The organism is Lachnoclostridium phytofermentans (genome assembly GCF_000733755.1).
Classification (GTDB): domain Bacteria; phylum Bacillota; class Clostridia; order Lachnospirales; family Lachnospiraceae; genus Lachnoclostridium; species Lachnoclostridium phytofermentans_A.
Genome location: NZ_JPOF01000007.1, coordinates 44,555 through 69,136, shown reverse-complemented (window position 1 = coordinate 69,136; position 24,582 = coordinate 44,555). Strand labels below are relative to the sequence as shown.

The 24,582-nt window shown below is 34.0% G+C and carries 19 protein-coding genes and 2 other annotated features; of the genes, 1 reads left to right on the top strand and 18 read right to left on the bottom strand.

The annotated features are described in order from the left end of the window. Positions 1–148: 148 nt before the first annotated feature. The 4 genes from CC92_RS0116210 to CC92_RS21850 all read right to left on the bottom strand — a co-directional run bounded on the left by CC92_RS0116210 (position 149) and on the right by CC92_RS21850 (position 4,586). A complete protein-coding gene (locus CC92_RS0116210; protein ID WP_029501594.1) occupies positions 149–2,074 on the bottom strand; it encodes an ABC-F family ATP-binding cassette domain-containing protein in 1,926 nt (641 codons plus the stop codon). Positions 2,075–2,601: 527 nt separating this feature from the next. Beyond that, on the bottom strand, positions 2,602–2,856 hold the full coding sequence (locus CC92_RS0116205; protein WP_278245253.1) for a GNAT family N-acetyltransferase: 255 nt from the start codon (positions 2,854–2,856) through the stop codon (positions 2,602–2,604). 6 nt (positions 2,857–2,862) lie between these two features. Next, a complete protein-coding gene (locus tag CC92_RS0116200; RefSeq protein WP_029501596.1) occupies positions 2,863–3,171 on the bottom strand; it encodes a hypothetical protein in 309 nt (102 codons plus the stop codon). 395 nt (positions 3,172–3,566) lie between these two features. After that, positions 3,567–4,586 (bottom strand): helix-turn-helix domain-containing protein, encoded by a 1,020-nt coding sequence (locus CC92_RS21850; protein WP_051650585.1) that lies wholly within the window; start codon positions 4,584–4,586, stop codon positions 3,567–3,569. Between the two features lie 359 nt (positions 4,587–4,945). On the opposite strand from CC92_RS21850, the gene CC92_RS0116185 reads away from it, so the two are divergent. After that, a complete protein-coding gene (locus tag CC92_RS0116185) occupies positions 4,946–5,263 on the top strand; it encodes a hypothetical protein (protein WP_029501598.1) in 318 nt (105 codons plus the stop codon). A gap of 158 nt (positions 5,264–5,421) precedes the next feature. Here CC92_RS0116185 and CC92_RS21845 read toward each other — a convergent pair whose 3' ends face one another. The 14 genes from CC92_RS21845 to CC92_RS0116110 form a co-directional block, all read right to left on the bottom strand. Further along, a complete protein-coding gene (locus CC92_RS21845; protein ID WP_029501599.1) occupies positions 5,422–6,009 on the bottom strand; it encodes a GNAT family N-acetyltransferase in 588 nt (195 codons plus the stop codon). Positions 6,010–6,032: 23 nt separating this feature from the next. Continuing rightward, the gene (locus tag CC92_RS0116175) at positions 6,033–7,100 is read right to left on the bottom strand and encodes a serine hydrolase domain-containing protein (RefSeq protein ID WP_029501600.1); all 1,068 of its coding nucleotides are present in this window, start codon (positions 7,098–7,100) and stop codon (positions 6,033–6,035) included. Positions 7,101–7,184: 84 nt separating this feature from the next. Beyond that, entirely contained in the window at positions 7,185–7,814 is a 630-nt protein-coding gene (locus CC92_RS0116170; protein ID WP_029501601.1) for a PadR family transcriptional regulator, read from the bottom strand. 517 nt (positions 7,815–8,331) lie between these two features. Beyond that, complete coding sequence (locus CC92_RS0116165; RefSeq protein ID WP_029501602.1) at positions 8,332–8,691, bottom strand: YccF domain-containing protein; 360 nt, start codon at positions 8,689–8,691, stop codon at positions 8,332–8,334. Between the two features lie 313 nt (positions 8,692–9,004). Beyond that, positions 9,005–10,486, bottom strand: a complete 1,482-nt coding sequence (locus CC92_RS0116160) for an aldehyde dehydrogenase family protein (protein WP_029501603.1) — start codon at positions 10,484–10,486, stop codon at positions 9,005–9,007. Positions 10,487–10,767: 281 nt separating this feature from the next. Then, complete coding sequence (locus CC92_RS0116155; RefSeq protein ID WP_029501604.1) at positions 10,768–11,844, bottom strand: hypothetical protein; 1,077 nt, start codon at positions 11,842–11,844, stop codon at positions 10,768–10,770. Between the two features lie 309 nt (positions 11,845–12,153). Continuing rightward, a complete protein-coding gene (locus CC92_RS0116150; protein ID WP_029501605.1) occupies positions 12,154–13,938 on the bottom strand; it encodes an alanine--tRNA ligase in 1,785 nt (594 codons plus the stop codon). Positions 13,939–14,111: 173 nt separating this feature from the next. After that, positions 14,112–15,686, bottom strand: a complete 1,575-nt coding sequence (locus CC92_RS0116145; RefSeq protein WP_029501606.1) for an IS1182 family transposase — start codon at positions 15,684–15,686, stop codon at positions 14,112–14,114. An 83-nt stretch (positions 15,687–15,769) separates the two neighbouring features. Next, positions 15,770–16,016: a binding site (T-box leader), on the bottom strand. Positions 16,017–16,205: 189 nt separating this feature from the next. Beyond that, positions 16,206–16,604, bottom strand: coding sequence for an anti sigma factor C-terminal domain-containing protein (locus CC92_RS0116140; RefSeq protein WP_029501607.1), 399 nt, complete (start codon positions 16,602–16,604; stop codon positions 16,206–16,208). 363 nt (positions 16,605–16,967) lie between these two features. Beyond that, the gene (leuS, locus tag CC92_RS0116135) at positions 16,968–19,391 is read right to left on the bottom strand and encodes a leucine--tRNA ligase (RefSeq protein ID WP_029501608.1); all 2,424 of its coding nucleotides are present in this window, start codon (positions 19,389–19,391) and stop codon (positions 16,968–16,970) included. Positions 19,392–19,447: 56 nt separating this feature from the next. Further along, positions 19,448–19,658, bottom strand: a binding site (T-box leader). A 734-nt stretch (positions 19,659–20,392) separates the two neighbouring features. After that, positions 20,393–20,626, bottom strand: coding sequence for a hypothetical protein (locus CC92_RS0116125; RefSeq protein ID WP_029501609.1), 234 nt, complete (start codon positions 20,624–20,626; stop codon positions 20,393–20,395). A gap of 97 nt (positions 20,627–20,723) precedes the next feature. Then, on the bottom strand, positions 20,724–22,409 hold the full coding sequence (locus CC92_RS0116120; protein WP_029501610.1) for a methyl-accepting chemotaxis protein: 1,686 nt from the start codon (positions 22,407–22,409) through the stop codon (positions 20,724–20,726). 442 nt (positions 22,410–22,851) lie between these two features. Continuing rightward, a complete protein-coding gene (locus CC92_RS0116115) occupies positions 22,852–23,817 on the bottom strand; it encodes a hypothetical protein (RefSeq protein ID WP_029501611.1) in 966 nt (321 codons plus the stop codon). Beyond that, a complete protein-coding gene (locus CC92_RS0116110; protein WP_334290896.1) occupies positions 23,814–24,383 on the bottom strand; it encodes a sigma-70 family RNA polymerase sigma factor in 570 nt (189 codons plus the stop codon). Before CC92_RS0116110 ends, CC92_RS0116115 begins: the two co-directional genes overlap by 4 nt. Positions 24,384–24,582 lie beyond the last annotated feature (199 nt).

Below are 24,582 nucleotides of genomic sequence, written 5' to 3'. Positions count from 1 at the left end.
ATTTATCTCTCTTATAATATACAAAGCGAATATTCGCAACCTTACGCTACCAGCTCTACCTCATTGTCACTTGTGGCATTTTATAACAGGCAAGTCCTTACCCCTCTTAAAAGCGAGGAACTTCCCGTACTTCCCAGATGAAGTTATCTTAAACTAAACCAGACCACTCGATCAACAAATCATTTAATATCTGTTCTTCTTTCATAATATTATCTTGGAGTTCACTAAGCTGTTGATAATCCGTAGCTATTTCAGTATCACTAAACTTTAGTTTTAGCCTGCTGATTTTTTCTTCTAAAACAGATATTTCATTTTCAACCTGAACTAATCTCCGTTCTCGCTTTGCTTTTTCCTTCCCACTAAGATAAGATTGCTGATCACCTGTCATTATTTTTTGTTCACAAACTGTATTCTCTGATAATTCATCTCTCTTCTCATTTCTTAGATGGACAGTGTTACTTAATAAATTCTTTTCTTTTTTCTCATGATATTCCTCATAACCATAAGGATAATAATTGACCTCACCATTCTCAAAAATAAGTAAACTATCCGCCACATTACGCACAAAATAACGATCATGCGATACAAAAAGAAGAGTTCCCTGATAGCTTTTTAGCATAGATTCTAGTACTTCTTTTCCTATCATATCCAAATGGTTGGTTGGTTCATCAAGAATTATAAAATTTGCCTGACGTTTCATCAACTTTGCCAGTGAAAGTCGAACTTTTTCTCCTCCAGATAGCTGACTTAACGGTTGAAATACATCATCACCAGTAAATAAGAAATTGCCTAATATCGTTCTTACTTCTGTTTGTGTTAGGCTTGGATAGGCATCCCAAAACTCATCAATCACGGTTTTACTCTCATCTAAGTTCAGTAGTTCCTGATCAAAGTAAACCCAGTCCGCATCTCTTCCAAACTTATACATTCCGCCAAGTACTCCTATCTGACCTACAATTGACTTTAATAAGGTTGATTTTCCCTTCCCATTCTCACCAATCACTGCAAGCTTTTGACCTTTTTTTAATTCCATAGAAACACGGGCTAACACAGCTTCATATCCTATCTCTAATTCTTTCATCTTTAGAACCTCTTTCCCAGATTCTTTGTTTGGCTGAAGCTTTGCATGCATTGCTCTTGTATCAAAACGCATTGGTTTTGGAATTTTCACCATATGTTCAATCTGCATTTGTTTAGAACGCGTCATCGATACCTTGGTCGGTGTGTTCTTCCATTTTTCAATAAATATTGTTAATCTTTCAATTTCTTTTTGCTGGGCTTCATAATCTTTGCATAGTTTCTCATAATCAAGACGTTTGCGTTCTAAAAATGCAGTATAATTACCAGGATATCGTTTCATTTTCTTATGCTCAATCTCATAAGTAACATCCACAATTCTATCTAAGAACATACGATCATGAGAAACAATAACCACAGCATGATTATATTTTTTTAGATATCCTTCCAACCATTCAATCATTGGCATATCAAGATGATTGGTCGGCTCATCAAGCAGCATAATATCTGGCTTACTAAGAAGTAATTTTACAAATGCGATTCTTGTCTTCTGCCCACCTGAAAAAGTTAATATTTGACGGTCTAAATCAGATAGTTCAAAGCCAAATTTCGTAAAAATCTGTTCCATCTCATATTGATAGGTATAACCACCAAGTCTTTCAAATTGATCAGAGACTTTCGCATATTGTTCCAATAGTTTCTCACTCGCTTCTACTTCCATAAGACTTGTTAGTTCCTCCATCTTGTCTCGTAAAGTAAATATTCTCTCATAAACTTTTCGTAATTCTTCTTTTACCGTAATTGTTTCTTTATCAAAACTTATCTGCTCCAGATAACCAATACTAGGTTCTCCATCTGCTTGTATAAAAAACTCTTCATCACTATCTAGATTATCTACTTCAAGTTTACCTGCAATCACTTTTAGTAAGGTTGTCTTTCCACAACCATTTCTTCCTACAATTGCAATCTTTTCTGTATTTTTAATTTCCAAAGAAACACCTTCTAACAATCTGTTTCCTGGATATCCGATTATTGCATTCTTCATCTGATAAACCATATCTTTAATCTCCTATCAACTAATATTAAAAAAACCTTTTCCATGTTTGGAAAAGGTCTAATAAACATATAAATACATGCAGAAATAAAGTATATGATTCACCTAACAGATTTTAACTGTAAGTTACTAATATCATACACGATTTTTAAGTTTCCTAAAGCAATGTAATATATGTGTCTACGATTTTCCACAACAATTAACCATGTGTATCGCATGGTTTAAACAAATTATTTAGTTGCTTCAATCACAGACAACGCTTCATCGGAATGCCTCTCTTTACGTATATTTCATTATACATTAACATAATTATCCTATTGTGTCAATAATTGTATCAATGTCTAATATTAATTATATCACCATTGTATCAATATCTAATATTAAGAAATATATCAATATCTGATACCATATTTGTATCAATAACTGATAACATATCTAACTTTCTTTAAAATAAATGCAATTACTACTAATGAATTCATCTTGATAAGGATGTATTCTACTAATAGCAGATAGCATCCTTATCTTCACGTCTATATATACTTCATATACCTTTTTTCATGGGATTCAATTGAAAACCCAAGTTTCTTATACATCAATATAGCTGAGTCATTGTCACATGGGGTAACAAGCCATACCTTTTCTTTTCCTTTTTTATTCAATTCATCTAATGTGTATTCCAACATAATTGCTGCAATATGCTTTCTGCGATATTCTGGTAGAACCATTACACTAACAATCTCCGGTGTATATTTTTCGTCAATTTCAACGATAACAGAACCAACAATAATTTCTTACCCTCTATCGTTATTAGCGAATGCACCGTAAGCAATATATTCGTTTTCTGTAATGTTTTGATAGGTATCAAGGCCTGAAATACTATTTCTAAAGCAAATCTGATCATTCGTAACTAAGTTAGTTAAAACATGAGGTTTGGCTAAATCAAACTCTTTAAATGTGACATCAACTACGTTCTCTTCCCTATAGTGATTCATTACTTTCGTTTGGGCTGATAGATGATATATATTTCCATGCTCTGGCCATCCTTTTTTCTGAATATGCGCATTATAAACTTCTTCCTTATCATAATTACCAATACACAACTGGCATGCGCGATTGCTTAATCCCTTCCTAAGTTCTAGGGCACGGTTAAAAACAGCTCCGTATAGTAAATCAAGTACCTGTTCTTCTTGTTCATAGTCAGGAAGTACTCTACTGGAAGTGATAGGAGGAATAAGAAGTTACGCTGGCGACATCCTCTAAAGCCATCTGATCCATTAGGTTTTCTTCCATATATTCAATTGCAAGGTTTAATTCAGTTATTAGGTCCATCATCATGCTCCTATCATATCAGACTGAAATGTTTCTATCCCGACTTTTGAAATAAACTTATGTAGGGTTTCATCTACTATTATACAACAAAGCAGCCAGACTATAAAAGGCTGACTGCATAATTCATGACAAGGAAAAGTTCACAGAGCATGCTTTTGCTTGTTACTTAATAATTTTTACTTTTTTTATTGTTTTTGATATATTCTTCTACCATCTTGTAGTATTTATCGTTTGGATTTCCATTCTCATAATAGAACTCCAATGACTGTACACGAGTCATCACTCCATCAATCTCCACTAGATCAGTATTTTGGTACAATACTTCATTGGTATCTGATCCTGGAAATTCTCCATAAAGAATACACCTTACTTTCATCCCAGAATACTTTGTATCATAATACTTAAAGCCCGGATAGGTTTCTGAAAAATTTCCATCTTCACCAAAGAAGTTTAGTACTTTCTGCTCATCATTCCATTTGAAGGTGAAACAGATTTTATCAAGTTTAAATTCTAGACCATGTGCAAAAATCATAGTTTTTCCATCCACCTTAAAAATGATTCCTGCTTCTTTTAACCCTTTTACAAGTTGTAACAGAATTTTCCAATCCTCTTTTTGCTTCATATCACTTGTATTGATATGATATTTACAATTTTGATGCTCCATAGAGTAACCTCCTCTTAAATTTGTACTGTTATTATATCTGTACTGGATGTATTTTTCCTGTCCTAATTCACCTGATTTTGTCAATGAAAGCGATTTATCCACTGTTATTCCCTCTTGCCATCCGCCTTTTACGTCTATATTAATTTGTATAGGATGGAATACTTTTATTTTGGGGTATATTCTTCTTACTAAGCTAGGGGGAAATCCATGAAATCTAGTGAATGCTTTTGAAAAAGCTTCTGGTGTTTCATAACCATATTTTAATGCTGCATCAAGAATATGTATGTTCGTAGTCATGAGGTCATTTCCTGCTAAAGAAAGCCTTCGATATCGTACATATTCCATAATCGTAAGATCACACACACAACGAAATAATTGATTAATAGCATTGTTACTAAAATAAAATTGTCTTGCTACACAATCTAGTGTTAACTCGTCCAGAAGATTTGACTCGATATAATCAATGACTTCCTGTAACTTAGTTATACCGTAACCCATCTCTTTTCCTTCTTTCTCTTGCATAATGCTTCCTCCTAACTTTATACTTATATTATATCAAAAGAAAATGAAGGATTCCTGTCATAGTTAATTTAATTTTGTCCGTCTAAAAACTCTATTAAACTCAGTAAAACTTTTCTTTGCTTCATCTTTTTCGAGTTGGGTTTACGCTCTTGCGATAAGATCCATCGACCTAAAAGGTTTTGCAATAGAATCATCAACCCTTAAAATAATCCCATAACTATATCTATTTTTCCTGTAGGAAAATGAAAACTCAATAATTTATATATTGTAGAATAAAATACATTTATAACTAATTAAGAAAAATTTTGGTGTCAAATAAGATTTTATTGAATACTATGATATAGAAAGGAGATGATATTATGTTAAATAAAGAGGAATTAACGCTACTTCTTGAAGGTAAAAAAGAAGATGAAATGAAGCAAATACTTGCAGAAAATTTTGGTATAGATTGGTATGTTCCAGAAGGACCATGCAAAGCTTGGTATGCTAAAGTTTTCACTTATTGTAACACTTGTGATTTTGAGGAAGAATTAAGTTACTTCTTCTACCTAGTAAATCATTATGGATACCTTTACCACATTTGTTTCAACCATGAAGATACAATTTTTCTAGGCTGTACTTGTCCTTGTGGTAATAAACAAACAATTCTTTACTATTCACTTACAAATGGTGTTTAGTTAGATTTTTGTACTATAAAAAAACATTCGATATATAATGTTTAATAAAAAAATAACTTAGAATTACCCTACTAGGGGTGAAATGCATACAAATAAATAGATGCTACGATTCTTTTGAGATAACTTCTCAAGCGATTCTAGCATCTATTATCATTTTTTTAAGTCATATTGCGTTTCATCTTAATTGGATATCCAAATCCCATTAGATTAATAAATGAAACATAATTTCTTTTATATGCAACAAAACCTTTCTTTTCATAAAGTCTTTTCGCATTCTGATTTTTAGAAAGAACTTCTATATAGTATTCTTTATATCTAGGTAAAGCAAATGCGTATTCCAGTAATTTTGTAGCAATACCTTTTCCTCTCGCGCTCTTCGTTGTAGCTAGTACGTCAATATAGATATCTGTTTCCTTTTTTACTGCTTGACTTTGAAATATCAAATTTATCTGCTTACAAACTATATAGCCTTTCTGTTTTCCCAAAGTTTTCACACATTGATTTAAATCAAATTTTATAGGTCGTATATGATTTGTCGCTATTCCTAATATTCCAAGAACTATCCCATTCTCTAAGTATGTATAGATATATTCAGGATGAAACGCGGCTGAAAATAAATCTTTTAAATCTTGCTTATTTTTAGAAAAAGTCATCATATGTCCAAAACCTTCTAAAAACACCTCTACTGCTTCATCTTTTTGTACATTGTCCAGTTGCCCATACTTTATAATATCACCTGAAATCATTCTCCTTCCTCTCTTTCCATGTGCTAACTGATAAATTTATTCGCGAGTTTTGCGAGTTTTAAAGGTAATATAAATACTTCACCAGGTTTCGCAAATTGATTGACATCACCAACAAAAAACAAGTCCTTCTCCGGATAATAGTATGCATAGCTACCAGATCCTCCCATATGCCCTATTAATTCTCCCTTACAACGATACATACTTGCAATACCTGAGATATTTAACCGCACAAATCCTCCACCATATTGGCCAAGCGGAGGACAATATTGTATCATCGCAAACTTTCTCAACTGCTTAAAAATACTTTTATCAAACAATTGCCCTTTAAAAAATGCTTTTAAAAAGATCATAACCTCTACCGAGGTACTCATACATCCCCCACAGGCTGGAATACTCCTCCATAAATTGGAGCGATCTAACGCTTCTTTTTTGAAATAAATCTTAGCACTATAATCACTATCTTTTTCAGGTAAATAGGTGTGTTTTAATTGAAGCGGTAAAAATACGTATTTCTTGAAAGCATCATGTAAGCTACTACCCTCTATTTGCTCTATTATTTTCCCTAATAATTCAAAATTCAAGTCTGAATAGTGGGCTTTTCCAGGTGTTCCAGGAGCAAATTTCTTTTTGTTTTCTTTCGCAATCTTTACATAATCCTCTAAGGTTAGCTTTAAATCCTCCCTTATCATCCTTTTGTTTAGATTATCTTTACCTTTCGCAAATACATCCGGAAAACCACTATTTTGAAATAACAAGTTGCCAACCGTAATCTCATGAGAATAATCTTTTCCTTTGTAACAATGTAATCCATCTAATATATCCGCACCAAAAAATTGATCCAGTTTATCCTCTAGTGATAATTTTCCTTGCTGTAACAGATTAACAACACATGAAGTTGTGAATAGTTTTGTTATGCTTGCTAGATTCATAATAGAATCTACCGTTCTTCCTCCATATCCTTTACTCCAGCTAAAGTCACCACTACCATCTTCCACATGCATCGTAGTTTCATAAATCAACGATGAGTTTGATGATTTATGAAATAGCTCCTCTAACTTGGTTGCGAATATTTCTTTTTCTTCTTCTCTCATCTTTTCCTATCTTCCCTCCTTTATCTTGTCTTACTTTTTCTTGTCATATTTTTTCTTGTCTTTTAACTTCTTTCCTCTATCCCTTTATTTTTCCTTACTATTTAGTTCTCTTTCAAGTATTGCTTGATAAAATGCAATATCTTCTTTAATACGCTTCAAGCCATATTCTAAGTTGTAAACTTGATAATCATAAATATTTTTAACAACGCTATCCAATGTCTTTTCTCCAGACACTGCTAATAAGTGATCTTCTAATTGCGACTCCTTCGCTATTCGTTCCACATTCGTTTGTATCGCATCCTCTTTTGTGCTCTCTACATATGTTTGAATGGATACTAATTTCTCTTGTTCGGATATCAAACTGTCAATATAGCCACGGATAGATTGAATCCTAATCTCCTTTGGCGCCATTCCTAGGAAAAAGAATTTACCTTCCTCCATATTCTTGATTTTCTGAATATTCATAGGAGTTTGAATCCAATCTCGAAATTGATTTAATCCAATCTCAGTTATGCTATATTCTATTTTCATAATGTTATTTTCTATATACTCACGATACTCAACACAATTTTTACTTTTCAATTTTTTAATGGCTACTTGTATACTTCCTAGACTGTCACTACACACCGTACTTAAACTTTGCTGAATATACATTCTCATTTCGTAAATAGTCATGCTCTTTATCAGTAGTAAGCTTAATATTATATTTTCCATTGCACTCTCCTTTTACGCTTTATATATCTAATAGTAATATTACTATTAGATATATTCATTTGTCAACTACATAAACACATTTTAATTCTTTCTTGATATCTTTCTTTTTTATTATTTTGCTTAAAAATCCAGTATTTAAAAATAGAAGGAATTCTCAGTAAATTAAAACAGGAGGAATTACATACTCTGTAATTCCTCCCACGCTAAATCAATGTATTCTCTCTTTCATTACTTTTATAAAAATATTTCATATTAATTTCTTACTCCATTAACAATTGCTTTAATGAATTATCAACTATGGTTTCTACCGTACCTATGGCAGCATACTGGAATCCTTGTACAATCCGCATCTTTGCTTGTACTGCTGTACCTGCATATATACCAGGTATCTTCCCTGGTATTTTTGATTTTTCTAATTATATCATAACTCAGTTCATCTTTATAAGAATTGGCAACTAAGAAAAAGGTAAAGCATAGCTCTTCCTTCTAATCCTTTAAATTACTGTAGTTCTCCTTCTTAATATACTACTGCACCAAACGGCATAAGTGCCAGTTTTGCAAGCTTAAAGTGTTGTAATCCAAACGGTATTCCTATAATGGTAACACATAAAATACATCCCATGACAACATGCTCAATTGCTAAAATAAGTCCAGAAAATACAATCCATAAAACATTTAATAAAAACGAAGCCGCTCCACCACCATATTGTACTTCTTTCCCGAACGGGAAGAAACACAATCCTGCAAGCTTAAAGCACTGCATTCCAATTGGTATTCCAACAATGGTAATGCACCATAAGCAACCTGCCAAAAGCCAAGTTAAACCACTTACGAAACCGCCAAATAAGAACCATAAAACATTACCTAAACATCCCATATCCCCTATTCTCCTAACATTTAATCTCATCTCCTATCTTACCGAATGCAGTAGCTGTTGTAAATAATTTTCTTTTTTGATTCTAGGGATAAGGCAAACATTTCTCTCAAGATATTCTATACCATTTCTCACAGATACCTTATTTTAGAAGTTAGAGAAGGTATGTTTGAGGAATTTCTTATTGTATAAAAAATCAGAGAAGAAATTCACAATAATGAATTCTTCCCTGATTCCATTTTTACGTTGATAAAATTCGGCTATATAACCGATTCTTTTCTTATATCAAACACTAAGATACGTGTTTAATAACTCATTACTTCACGTACATGCCACCTGGTTTTTCCGATAAATTAATTATGATATTCTTCATTTGACTATAATGATCCAGTATTACCTTGTGCGTTTCTCTACCAATACCAGAGTCTTTATAACCACCAAAGGATGCTCCCGCTGGGAAAGTATTGTAAGTATTTACCCAGATACGTCCAGTTCTAATACCTCTTGCAACTCTAATTGCTTTGTTAATATCTTTTGTAAATACACCACCAGCTAAACCATAATCGCTATCGTTCGCCATGTCGATTACTTCCTCTATTGTCTTAAATTTAATCACAACGCCCACTGGTCCAAAGATCTCCTCTCTGGCAACCCTCATATCGTTTGTTACATCTACTAATAAAGTAGGTTTCATAAAGTACCCGTTTGCAGCATCACCTTCTACAAATCGTTCGCCACCCGTAACAACTTTAGCGCCTTCTTTTTTGCCGATTTCCACATAACTTAAAATCTTATTTAATTGCTGCTCACTTACTTGAGCACCCATCTGAGTTGTTGGATCAAGTGGATTTCCAACCTTTACTTTTTCAAAAGCAGCAACTGCTTTTTCCAAAAATTCATCGTAAAAATCTTCTTGAACAAAAATTCTTGATCCCGCGGAACAAACTTGACCTTGATTAAACAAGATACCTAATTGTATACCTTCTAATGCAATATCCATATCTGCGTCGCTAAAGAAAATGTTTGCAGATTTACCACCAAGTTCGAGTGTAGAAGGGATTAGATTCTGTGCAGCGGATATACCAACTTCCCTACCAACCTCTGTAGAACCTGTAAATGCTAACTTATCAAGCCCTTTATGATGTTGTAAATACTCACCACTCTTAGAACCTTTGCCAGTGACAATGTTAATCACTCCCTTTGGAACAACATGTTCAATTAGTTTCATCAATTCTAAAACACTAAGTGAAGTTGTACTAGATGGCTTAAATACACTTACATCACCTGCTGCAAGTACTGGTGCTAACTTCCAAGCTGCCATTAAAAATGGGAAATTCCATGGTACAATTTGTCCAACCACACCAATTGGTTCTCTAAGAATTAAATTGAGAGTATTTTCATCAATCATAGTAGAGGTACCCTCTTCTGCTCTTATTACCCCAGCAAAATATCTAAAATGATCTGCTGCTAAAGGGATATCTGCACCAGTTGTCTCTCTAATTGGTTTACCGTTATCCATTGTTTCAACAGTTGCTAAAAATTCTGCATTTTCATCAATGATGTCTGCTATTTTATTAAGCACAGCTGCTCTTTCTACTGGAGTTGTTTTACCCCATGTTTTGAATGCTTCTCTTGCAGCAGCAATCGCTTCGTCAACATCACTATTCGTAGCATCTGCGATTTCAGCTAAAAATTCTCCATTAGATGGATTATAAGTTTTAATGGTTGCACCATCCGATGCATCTTTCCATTCTCCATTGATATATAGTTTATATTTATTTTGTAATTGTATATTCATAATATACCTCCGTATTCTATAAAAATCTTTTACTATCTATTGCAACAATAATTGTACGACATTTAATTGTTTGTAATCTTATTTTATCACATTGTGTCGTATTATGCAATTTAGATATTAAATTAACTATTTTTGTGTTAAAATATCTGATATTTTATGACTTTTATACAAAAAAGCTTATATAAATGCGAGAAACATCTATATAAGCCTCTTTATCTGTTTTTATATTCAAAAAAATTGATAATAGATTATCAAACTACGATACGCCCTACATTAACTTTTTACTCCGCCGTAAACTCCTGCGTAGATAGCATATCTTCACATAATTTTCCGTCAGATATATAATACTTCCTTGCAATCGAACCGTCTGTTTTAGCATAGTCTATAACAAAAACTTGACCTATGTCTATCAGCATAGGATAATTGTCAGAAGGTAGCTCATCTCCTGTTTTAGGCTTATCCTTGAAATCATCATACGCATTTTCCAAGCGCCAGAATTCACGGTAAGAATAATCTTTAAATCCAGTCAAATCTTGTTTTCCAAAATAAGATGCTTCATAATTATTTTCATTGATTACGAAAGTATCCACCCTAGTCGGTTCTATTTCTTTTACTAACTGGGATAAATTCTCCGAATGAATATTGTCATTGTAACTCTCCTTTAACTGATTTGCCATACAGGGAACAGATTGTGTATTGTAGTCCATGGCATCAAACTCAGTATGCGCTGCACCAAATATCCCCATAACACTTTCGCCACTTAGCTTGTCAAATTCTCGAATAAAGTTCTCTGCCATCTTATTTTCACGATACGCATCAGCCGTATTCTTATAAAAATACTTACCTTGTTCGATTGCTTCCTGTGCTAACAAATATTGCTCAGAACTTTCCTTGTTATTCTGTTTAAGATAATCCAAAAATCGTTTACCGGTTGTTTGGTATTGGTGTCCAACATCTGTACCATGAAAAATTGTCTCGGGACACTTTCTTTTTATCTCCTTATAATATTCCTTAGTCGAAGGGGTATATGACGCGGTGCCAATCCAATCATCGTACACCTCATTTAAAATATCATCGGTATCTGACTGCATCCAAATATTTAAAAATTCTGCGGTATAATACGGGAGTTCAACAAATAAATGACGCATATTCTTGTTATCGTAGCATTCACTCCACAACTCTAATTCTTTATCCAATATTTTTTTTACGCCATGCTGTTCCCCATACAGATAAATCTGCCCTGAAGGTAGCAATGGGGGCATGGGTTTATCAATCACTGTAGATTTATCTGAACAAGCAGCCAATGACATTAATAAGACCAAAACCGCTACTATTGCAAAGATTTTTTTGCTTTTCATAGATTTCCTCCATATAACTTCCCATTATCACTCTAGAACATTCAGTGAAAACTTTTATCCATTTTATTCCATTATACATTAGCATTGATTTTTTATCAACTATACTTCCATTAATATAAATCCATAAATCCATAACCCATCTATAGTTTCAGTGCTCTGTAAAGTCATAGTCTGAGGAAAATTATTCACTATTGTTTTAGATTAATACTAGTTTAATGAAGAAAAGAGAGTAAGACAAAATGATTGCGAAATCAATCATTTTGTCTTACTCTCTTTTCAGATTCTCTTTTTCAGATTCAGATTAACTTATTAAAATGTTTTAGTTATTCCAATGACAGCCTTAATACGTCTAACACCTGCTGAGGATGCTTCCTCCTTCATTATTTGAAATACTTTCAGCTCGGAAGTATTTCGTACATGTGGTCCTCCACAAATTTCTTTGGAGTATCCAGGAATCGTATACACTTTAACGACTTCCCCATATTTGTCATCAAAGACACCAACAGCTCCAGATTTTTTTGCTTCTTTCACCGTCAGTTCTTCACATAATACATCAATATGTTTAGAAATTGCTTCATTGACTATTCTTTCAATTTTATCAAGCTCCTCCTTCGTTAGCTTTCTAGGAAAAGAAAAATCAAATCGTAACCTTTCAGCTGTAATATTGCTTCCTCTTTGAAAAACATCAGTACCTAGGACAGTTTGTAATGCTCCATTTAACAGATGTGTTGCTGTATGAAGCTTTGTTGCTTGCTCCCCTTGATCTGACAATCCGCCCTTAAATTTAACTTCTGCTCCCTGTCTAGACTTTTTCTGATGCTCTGCAAATTTGTGTTGAAATCCCCCAACATCTACCGTGATTCCCATCTCTGATGCCAACTCAATTGTAAATTCAATTGGGAAACCAAAGGTATCGTATAATTTAAAAGCTAGTTCACCATTTAGTAACTTATCCTCTCCAATTTTATCAAAATAGAGTTTTGCATATTTCAGACCTTTATCTAATGTCTTATTAAATAAATTATACTCCTTTTCTAGTTGCTCCATAATAAACAATTCATTTTCTCTTAACTCTTCATATAAACATCCATACTGTTCCACAATAATTTTAGCTAACTTGCATAGCACATTTTTCTCAATACCAGCTTGTTTCAAATGACGAATCATTCTACGAATTAGTCTTCTTAAAACATAACCTTGTTCCGAGTTTGAGGGGACTATCTTTTTTGAATCCCCCAATAGAAAAGTAACTGCTCTTGTATGTTCACATATAATTCGTTTACTTTTTTCTGATAGCTTTGTTTCATTCACTGCTATGATTTCATCTAACTTATTTCTAACAGGTAAGAAAAGTTCAGTTTCATATACATTGGTATATCCATTTAGAATCGTCAACACCCGCTCCAATCCCATACCCGTATCGACATTTTTCTGTCTTAGTTTTTCATAACTTCCATCTGACTTTTTATGATATTCCATAAAAACATTATTCCATATCTCTACATATTTTCCACAATGACATGCCGGACCACAATTCACACTACATGATGGTTTCCCAAGATCATAAAATATCTCTGTATCCGTTCCACAGGGTCCTGTCTGACCGGCAGGTCCCCACCAATTTTCCTCACGACCATAGTAAAAAATCTGATTTTCCTGTAACCCTTGACTTTTCCACGTGCGTGCAGCTACTTCATCACGTGGTACCAGTTCATCTCCCTCAAAGACGGTTACTGTAAGTTTCTCTTTTGGGATGTTAAGGCAGGTTGTTAAAAAGTCGTAACTCATACCAATCGATTCCTCTTTAAAATATTCTCCCAAAGACCAATTACCTAACATCTCAAAAAAAGTCAGATGTGTATCATCACCAACTTCATCAATATCCCCTGTTCGTACACATTTTTGAACACTGACAAGTTTTGTCCCTTGGGGATGTTTCTCTCCTAATAAATAGGGTACAAGAGGATGCATTCCAGCAGTAGTAAATAACACCGTAGGATCATTTTCTGGAAGAAGGGAAGCGGACGCAATTTCATGATGTCCTCTTTCTTTAAAAAAATTAACATACATTTTTCGTAACTCATTAGCAGTCATCGCAATACTCCTTTCATTCTTTAATGTCCTTAAAAACAAAAAAAGGGGCTGTGAAAAAAGCCCCTAACACAGAGACGTCGGTTTAACCGACGTCTCTAGTTGTTTTTAATCTAAATCAACACTCTAAAAAAGAGCATAAATCCCCCTACCCCATAGAATCAGCATTTTGGATTTTATGCTGATTTTTGAAGTCGCATCTTTTTATTATGATATTTATATAGATTTTGTCCGATAGAAACTAAAAAAATCTCTAATCGTACAGAATTGATTCCTCTTCTGACAATTCTTTTATAGTTTCGATCATTTTTCATGATTCCAAATGTTCCTTCTGCTTGAATGGATCGATTCATTCTTAAAAGTGCACCATGTATACTTTCAAGATTTTCAATCACTTCCTGATGCATCGCTGTCAGTTCTTGATTGATTCTTATAGTACGATTATTCTCTGTTTTCTTGCATTGAGCTGTATATGGACAGTTGCTGCAGTCTTCGCAGACATAGATTTCTTCCTGACGTCCGTATTCATTTCCACGTACTGCTCTTCGGTGAGAAAAAATAAATCTCTTTTCATTTGGACATATCATGTATCCTTCCGAATTAAATCTGAAATTGACAGCTCTGAACGGATCATTATGGTATTTTTTATCTTCGGTTTCCTTCTTGAACATAGTGAATTTCATGTATTTTTCCATACCATGCTGTTCACAGTAAATATAGTTATTATATGAACCATATCCGGCATCCGCAGTTGGATATTTCGGGTAAAATCCATATGTCTTTTTGAATTGCTCCATGAGTGGTACAAAACAGTCCATGTCTGAACGATACTGGTTAACGTCAACAACTGCTATATATTCATCAGCTACCCCAACCTGTACATTGTATGCCGGAAGTAACTGATCATTTCCCATGTAATCCGTTTTTATCCTCATAAATGTGGCGGAATGATCTGTTTTGGAATAACTGTTACGTGCAGGGCCACAGATATTCACCTTTTCTATGTATTCCTCCAGCTTTGAGGCATACTCTAAAAGCTTCTCATACTGCCTCTGCTGACAGGTTTTTCGATGTCCCTTTCCATAAACAAAATCGGATCTATCAACGTTCCAAACCTTGGCATACTGATCAGCTATTTCACGTAGCTGTTCAGGTGCATACTCTACGTTTGCTTCTATTTTAAGCCCTGACCATTCAAGGTCTGTATTGATTTCATGAAAAAGGGCAGTTATCTTTTCAAACAGTCGGTATCTGGATTTCTCAGTAGCTTTTTTCCATACCCAGCTGTACTTATTCGCATTTGCTTCAAATTTTGAACCGTCTATGTAAAGGTGGTTGAGGTCTACATTTTCCTGTTCAAAAATCTTTTTATTGATATCGTTGAAAATATCTTCAATGGAGTCACCTAAAACATCATTGATGAAATAGGAAAAAGTCCTGTAGGAAGGTCTTTCGTTATCAATTAAATACATGAATCTGATATTTACTCTGCAGTTATCTTCCAGTTCTCTTAGTGACATGTAGCCCTGGGTCATAAATCCAAAAAGCACCGTTTTCAGCATGTTGACGGGATTATATCTGATGCGCCCAGTTTCATGTTCTGGTATGTTTCTCAGATACTTAGCTAAGTCAATTCCCTCCATGAATTCGTCAAATGTCAAAACCGGATCACAAATATCAAGAAAATCTGAAATAAACATTGGCAAAATGCCTTGTTTTGATTTAGAATAAGTTGTGGTTTGATTTTTCATTGCAGATAAATTTTACCACAAAAAGAGGATTTTTAACTCACTAACGTGAATTAAAAATCCTCTTTTCTAGTTAGGTGCTTTTTTCACAGCCCCCGAACTATTCTGTCCGTGTTACCACCTAATTTCAGAGGGTCACTCTGCTCTCACCAGTACGGGATTACTCCGATACTTTTTCCCTATAACGGTGGAAATCCGTTGAAATCTACTTAGATTACTCTGTTCGGTTCACAGCTCCAAGACTGCTTCTATATCATTTCTGTAAGGATTCGCACCTTTCATCCTCTCTCTGAAACTTCCACGATATATACTATTTCTCTTCCTTGCCTTTTGTTTTTAAGTTCTGTATAACATAGCATATGATTTTATAGGTGTCAATATTAAATTCTCTTTTTTGTTTATCCTCAATATTTCTATAATAAGGACCTTATAAGGTCGATCTATTGCTGAATAATTCGGATGATACCATGTAGCAATTCACTCTTGGCAGTAAGGTAGCTTCCTTAAGGTTTTGCTTTCCTATTAATTAGACCAATCATAAGGGAATACTTCATCTACTTGACCACTAATAACCATATTATCATTACATAATTTAATGATATCACTAGTTGGGCCCATAACAAAGACACCATAAACACCGAAGCCATTACTTAATACCTTAGCGATATCATCTAGCACCAATAAACTATCATTATTAGCCAAATATCCTTTATGATCTAAAGTCCATTTCATTTCACCCTCGATTAACCGGATATAATCACTTGGATCTGAATAGTTCAATGTGTAGGTCTTAAGCCCGTCTAGTTTTGTAAATGTAGTTGGAATACCAAACATATGAACTGCATCATCATTGTTCATGGTTACATTTTCAGGAAGGGCATATTCATTCCCAGTTTCTAAAGCTAGCCATGTAATTTTCACATTATATTTGCCCTATACTTATATTAACAAAACTAAATCTTAAAAGTTACCCATTATTTGGTGGAATTTATAATTAAATCTAATTTCTTCACTCAACGCGATATTCTTTACTTGAAAAAATATATAAAAAATCCTACGAAATCATGTAGTCAACGACTATTCAAATTTCGTAGGATTGTTATATTAGATATTATTACACCTAATTTTATTTTAGTGCTATATTAATTTTTATCTTGCTACTATATAGATTTTTTATCTTGCTGCTATAGAATTTTTATCTTACTGCTATATAGAATTTCATCTTACTGCTATATTAATTTTTATCTTGCTACTAAAATTCTAATATTCAATTAAATAAAAATTCTACTTTACTACTATATTAATAATTTTACCCTTAACATAGATTTCTTTTACAATTGTTTTTCCTTCAATTGCTTTCATTACCGTTTGAACTTCCTTAGCTTTCGCGATTGCAGCATCATTTTCTTCGTCAACAGCTAACTCCACAGTTCCTTTTACTTTTCCATTCACCTGAATGCCGATTGTAACGGTATCCTCTTTGATTGCTTCTTCATCATAGGTTGGCCAATTTTCTAATGCAATTGTATCTTCATGGCCTAAGATACTCCACATCTCTTCGCCAACATGAGGACAAATACAAGAAAGCATTTTAATGAAACCTTCTGCATATACTCTTGGGCATTTACCTGCCTTGTAGACACTATTAACAAAGATCATCATCTGACTAATCGCTGTGTTAAATCCTAATTGCTCAAAATCGCTTGTAACTTTTTTCACTGTCTGATGATATACTTTGGTTAAAGTATCATCATTATCCTCTGTGATATTATCTGAATTTGTAAAGAAGTTCCATACACGATTAATGAATTTTCTAGCACCCTCTACCCCTTGTTGATTCCAAGGTTTTGATACTTCTAATGGTCCCATAAACATCTCATAAAGTCTTAACGTATCTGCACCATAATCTCTTACGATATCGCTTGGGTTTACAACATACTCTGGGTAACGTTTTCCCATCTTAATACCATTGGAACCAAGAATCATACCTTGGTGAACTAGTTTCTTAAATGGTTCTTTTACTGGTGATAAGCCTTTATCATATAGATAACGATTCCAGATTCTTGAATACATCAAATGTCCCACTGCATGCTCTGGACCACCGATGTATAAATCAACTGGCATCCAATGCTTTAACAATTCTTGATTCGCAAATTCCTCTTGATTGTCTGGATCAATATATCGCAGATAATACCAGCTTGATCCAGCGCTACCTGGCATCGTAGAAGTTTCTCTCTTCCCTTTTATGCCGTCTTTCTCATAATGTTTCCACTCAGTAGCATTTTCAAGTGGTGCCTTACCATTCTTTCCTTTGTAATCTTCTAAGACTGGTAAAATAAGCGGTAATTCGCTATCATCCAATACATGGATTTCATCATTTTCTGAATATACAACAGGTACAGGCTCACCCCAATATCTTTGTCTAGCAAATATCCATTCACGGAAATGATAATTTACTGTTTTACGTGCAACCCCCATCTTACTTAATTTCTCAGTGATTGCTTCTTTTGCTTCCCCTACTGTAAGCCCAGTAAATTCTTCAGAATTAACTAATTTGCAGCCTTTTCCAAGGTACTCGCCTTTTTCAAATGCTTTTTCACTTACATCTGCTCCATCAATTACTTGAATCATCGGAATGTTGTGAGCTATCGCATATTCAAAGTCTCTTTGGTCATGGGATGGAACTGCCATAACCGCACCTGTTCCATAGCTTGCTAATACAAAATCACCTATAAATAAAGGTACTTCTTTTCCATTCACTGGATTAATTGCATAAATGCCCTTTAAGATACAACCTGACTTCGTCTTATTGAGCTCTGTACGATCCAAGTCATTCTTCTTTAGGGTTTCGCTAATATATGCTTCTACTTCTTCTTTATTTTCAATTCTTGGCATCAAATCTTTCACAATCTGCCCATCTGGAGCAAGAACCATAAATGTAATACCATAAATTGTTTCGATACAGGTTGTGTAAATGGAGAAATTTCCACCTCCTACAATCTGAAAATCAACTTCCACACCTTCGGATTTTCCAATCCAATGTCTTTGCATATCTTTCGTTGATTCTGGCCAATCGATTTCATTCAAACCTTCTAGCAATTTTTCTGCAAAAGCAGGTTGATCGATTACCCATTGTTTCATATTCTTACGAATTACTGGATAACCGCCACGTTCTGATTTACCATCAATTACTTCATCGTTGGATAAAACAGTACCAAGTTCTTCGCACCAGTTTACTGGCATATCGATATATTTTGCATAGCCATCTAAATATAACTGTTTAAAAATCCATTGTGTCCATTTATAAAAATCAGGATCACTTGTTGCAAGCATCTTAGACCAATCGTAGTCAAAACCAAGTTCCTTTAACTGATTGGAAAAGGTTTCAATATTTTTCTTCGTAAATCCGTTTGGATGATTTCCTGTACTAACCGCATATTGCTCCGCTGGTAAACCAAAGGAATCATAGCCCATTGGGTGAAGTACATTAAAGCCTTGCATACGTTTCATACGTGATACAATATCGGTTGCAGTATACCCTTCTGGGTGCCCTGCATGAAGACCAACTCCAGACGGATAAGGAAACATATCGAGAACGTAGTATTTTGGTTTACTAAAATCCCATACATCTGTCTTAAAGGTCTCATTCTCTTCCCAATATTTTTGCCATTTTTTCTCAATGTCTTTTGGATTATAAAATTGTTCCATAATTATTCTCCATTCTACTATTCTTAAATAACAATAAAAAAATCCTATCGTCTCAACACAGAGACGATAGGATAGACTACCGCGGTACCACTCTAATTCAGGGATAACCCTGCACTTTAATTCTATAACGGGAATTCCCGCCAAAGCCTACTTCATTTCAACTCTGGAGTTCATAGACGAGTTCAAAGCTTCCCAGATTATCTTCCACCTACCGATAACTCTCTGTCACTGGTAATGACTTCTACTACTTCTAATCATAACTTTTTCATTATCTGATAATACACTAACCTTTTCTTCAGAATATGTCAAGTAGTAATTTAAAATAAAACTAGATCTTATCCTTTGATAGGATAACAGCTCTTCCCTGATTTTTTAGAAATATATAAATATTCATCGCAAATTCTATATATCTGTGAAAAACTCATGATGTTTTTGTGAGATATTAAGCAGCCTGAACTAACACTAAGTTTATATTCTATATCAATACCCTTAATATTATTTAAACTGTTATACAGTTTATCAAGATACTTAATGCTATTTTCTCTGCCACAGCACCTCTGTTATAAATTCCAGTCAATAGATCTATTTCCGATTTTTCTCGGAACTTTATAAAGTTTTCAACATTTTCAATTCTATCCTACTAGATCGATTAAATCTTCCATAAATAAAGTATAGTTTTTGATCTAAAATCTTGTATATTTTTTATTATACTTCACATACTATCAAGGTAAAACCAATATGAATGTAGGAGGAAACAACGATGTCAAATCATAGTAACCAAAGCATTCAATCCTCGGAGGCTTACGAAGGCAATGAATCAGGAGATACTCCAATTGATACGGAGGCCTTAGAAACTTAAAACACTTCTAAGAGAGTAAGGTTTTATACCCAAGAAAGGTCTACTTATAATGCATAATTATTATGTATTTTAGTAGATCTTTTCTTTTTTCCTTTTTCTCCAATCTTAAGTAAACAACTTACAGACATCTTATGTAATAATGTCAATGCAGTATATAGGAAAGGTGCAGCCAGTGAAACAAATCTATAACTTTTTCTTTTCTTCCTGCATAACCATTCTTTATATAAACCAAAGTGGAAACACTTCTTAGAAATATGTAATTACTTTCAAACACTTCCTCAAACGCAGTATTCTTAATCGCTAATTGGTACACTTTTTCTCCGTTATGTAATTTATACACCCCTCCTAAAGAAGCGCTATATCCCTTAAAATTCATATCATGTATTACTCCCTCCAATTGTGTAGAAGAGGTAGTAACCACAAACGACTACTACCTCTTTCTTACTATCTCTGCTTTTATTTTAATATGTTAATTACTTCCTTAATTCAAAAGAACTTATTAAATCGCTTAAAGTAATTGCTTGTGCAGATAATTCTTCACTCGTTGCGGAAGTTTCTTCTGCAGCAGCAGAATTATTCTGTACAACACTTGAAATCTGATCAATTCCCTGCTCAATTTGTGACATTGCCTCTGCTTGTTGAATAGAGGCGGAGCTCGTCCTCTCAATAATAATAGATATATCTTCCATGCCCAAAATTACCTTTTGTAGTGCATTCACAGTATTTTCAGTAATACTATATCCATTATCAACCTCGCTTAGCGCTGAAGCAATTAAAGCTCTTGTTCTTACCGCTGATTGGGCACTTTCTTCTGCTAACTTTCTGATTTCATTTGCTACAACTGCAAATCCTCTACCCGCATCACCAGCTCTTGCAGCTTCAATAGAAGCATTCAGAGATAGTAAATTTGTTTGAGCAGCGATACCTTCAATATCACCTGTAATATTCTTAATCTCATTCGATGCCTTACTAATACGTTTCATAGCCTCCATCAAGGTATCCATTTCTCTACTACTATCCTTTGCTTCTTGCCCTACCTCAATTGTCTTTTTTGCCACGTCTTTACTGTCTTCTGCATTGCTGTGTACTTGTTCTAAAACGTCAGATATTGCAGCTTGAAGTTCTTCTACCGCAGCAGCTTGCTCTGTTGCACCTTCCGCTAGTCCTTGCGCACTTTCTGATAACTGTGTAGCTCCTAAAGATACCTGTTCAGAAGCAACATTTATTCCACTAATTGTATCATTTAAATGTACCACCATTTTTTCCATATTGATTAATAAAGGTTTAAAATCCCCTACATAAGCAGTATTTGCTTTGGACATAATATTAAGATTTCTATTGGCAACCCCTTCTATAATCTGATCTAAATCAGAAATTACAGTATACAAAAAACTACAGGTATCTTTAAATGCTTGTGCCAGCGTCCCTAACTCATCCTTTGAATCATAATTTATCTCAATATTCAAATCACCATTTCTGAGCTTAGTTGCTGCAGCTTCTAGCCCAATGATCGGTAGCTTTATCATCTTAGCTAATACTCTAGACATGATTATAACCAATGTAATACTTCCGACTCCAACTACTAACATTAGAATCAATGATCCAATCTTGGTTGTATTAACTGCCTCATATGCCATAGTGGCATTATTATTTGCGAATTCACCAATCTCAATTAATGTTTCCTCTAAATTTATCATTGCAAGATGAAACTTTGTATTAAAATATTCCAAAGCTTTATTATTTTGATTTTGAGAAGCTAATTCAAACATTCTATCTTTTGCCTCTGCTAAAGCTTCCGTCTTTATTGATAACTCCTCTAACAATTCTTTATTCTTAAAATTTTTTTGTAATATCGCTAAATTATCATATACAGCTTTTGACGATACTTCAGCCTCAGACATATAATAAGCTGTTTTATCCAAGTTATCGGTTGTAGTTGCCCATAAAACCATCTTTGCAACATATTGAACATCTTTGCGAATTTCAAGCTGAGTGACATTATTTACATATGGTTCACTATAAAAATAATCCATTTTTTTACTAACAAGTAATAAAGAGCCCCCTGCAATAAAAATAACAATTATCAAGCAAAGCAATATGCTACTAAATCCAATTCCTAATTTTTCTCCAATTTTTTTATTACGTAATAACTTATTCATGGTATCTCCTTCGTCGTATCTTTTTACTTAAAGTAAATTTTATCCTATGTTTTTAATATAATGTTTTATATAATGCTTATATAATGTTTTATATAATGTTTTTATATAATTAATGTTTTCTCTATCAGGTTCTTAGGAACTGAATTGCGCCCTTACTTATTCCGCTTAATTATAAAAATACGCTTTAGCCCATCCTGAAATTCGTTTAAGTATCATCTCCTTTCAATACATGCCAAGATGTAGCCAAAATCAAATCTTTATTGATATTAAGAATACTCATGACATCACATTCATTAATTAGCGAATAAAATATATACTCCTTTCAAATTATCGGATAAAATCATATAACCATTAATCTATTTAATCATTTTAGTTTAAATTCATTGGTTGTAAAATAAAAAAAGTCTGTCACTAACTTACATCTTCTATAATGCAATGAATCCTACTGAATGATATTACATTCCATCTGTTTTTGCTGAAAATCGTATTGGACAATAGCTTTTTCCACAAACTCCGTTCCATTATAGGATAGTGTCGCGCGAAATTCTATACTATCATTATCTGTCCATTCGATTGACTGCGCCCCGCTGTAATTCTCATAATCAGACCGTAGCCAAAAAGTATAGTCTAAATTCTTTGCAGCCATAATTCTTGCGCTATCGATTAACTCTGGGCTAACCATGCCATTTTCCAGATCCCAAATCATAAGATAGCCGCTCTTATTGGAAGAGAATGTGACGGCAAAGAGCTTTCTGTCAGGAGAGGGAATAATTTGTTCTATATACATCTTAGGACGTTCGAAAGAGGAAAGTTTGCTTAATTTATCCTTCTTCACCATCCATATCTGATTATAGGATCCATAATCAGAGTAGTCGTTAAACAACGTAAATATAACCGTTCCATCTGCCATGTGGACAATGCGTGGGTCGTTAAACTCCTTTTTAAGCACCGAAAGTGCAAAAGCAGCGGCATCCGATAATTTGCCATCCTCGCTTGTAAGAAATGGTGTTATGGCGTGGATGGCATCAAGACGTACTTCTTCGTCATTATAGTATTCCACCAATTTGTTGATGGCAAAATACTGTTTATACATATCATCGGATTTCAAAGCGTCAAAATACACTTTTACTCCGTATTGCTCCGCCATAGCGTCTGCTACCGCCATTTCCTCCGGTGACAAATATCGTAAATAGAAAGAACTAATACTTTTTTGTATATAGTTTGCCGCAGAAACAGTTGCTCCGAGAATGAAAATTGCTATGCAAGCAGCGATAGGTAAATAGCGGAATATCATCCTTTTTGGCGTTAAATTTTTTCGTTTGCTAGCTGCCTTCTGCTGTGGTGCAGCTTCCTCTATGTATTTGTCTGCAACATTCCCGATGGAACGAATCAATTTTTCGTTTTTCATAACGTTATACCTTCCTTCTCAAGAATACATTTAAGTGCGTTTCTTGTGCGAAATAGAGTAGATTTCACCTTACTCTCACTGTAGTTTGAGTCTTCTGCAATTGCTTTGATAGACATTAGATACCAATACCGTTGAATAAACATAATGCGCTTTTGTTTTGGCAAACTTTCAAGAAAGGAATTTAGAATTTTTACTAAATCTTTTTCATCTATGGATTGTTCAACATTTGATTTGATAGGAATACACTCATCTAATTCGGAAAGAGTAAGTTCCGTCTGCCCAAGACCACGTTTTCTGGCAGTATATTTTTTATATTTGTCTAAGGAGAGATTGCGGGTTATCTTACCTAAAAAAACAGAGAAACAGTTTGGACGATTTGGCGGTATAGCGTTCCATGCGCGTAAGTATGTATCATTGACACATTCCTCTGCGTCCTCAGTATTATGTAGAATATTTACCGAAATGGAATGGCAATACCGGGAATATTTATTTGCAGTTTCATCTATAGCAGCTTCTGATCGTTCCCAGTACAAGTCGACGATTTTGCTATCTTCCAAGTTATTCACCTCCTTAACAATTCAGAAAAGACTTTCACCCATATAGACGATAAAAATATTGATGCGTTGCATGAGTTTTTTAATTTTTAACTTTTGGTTTTTTGGTTTTTAGCTTTTTGTTTCTAGCTTTTGGTTTTTAGTTTTTAGCTTTTAGCTTTTTGGTTTTTAGATTTTTGGTTTTTAGATTTTTGGTTTTTAGATTTTTAGC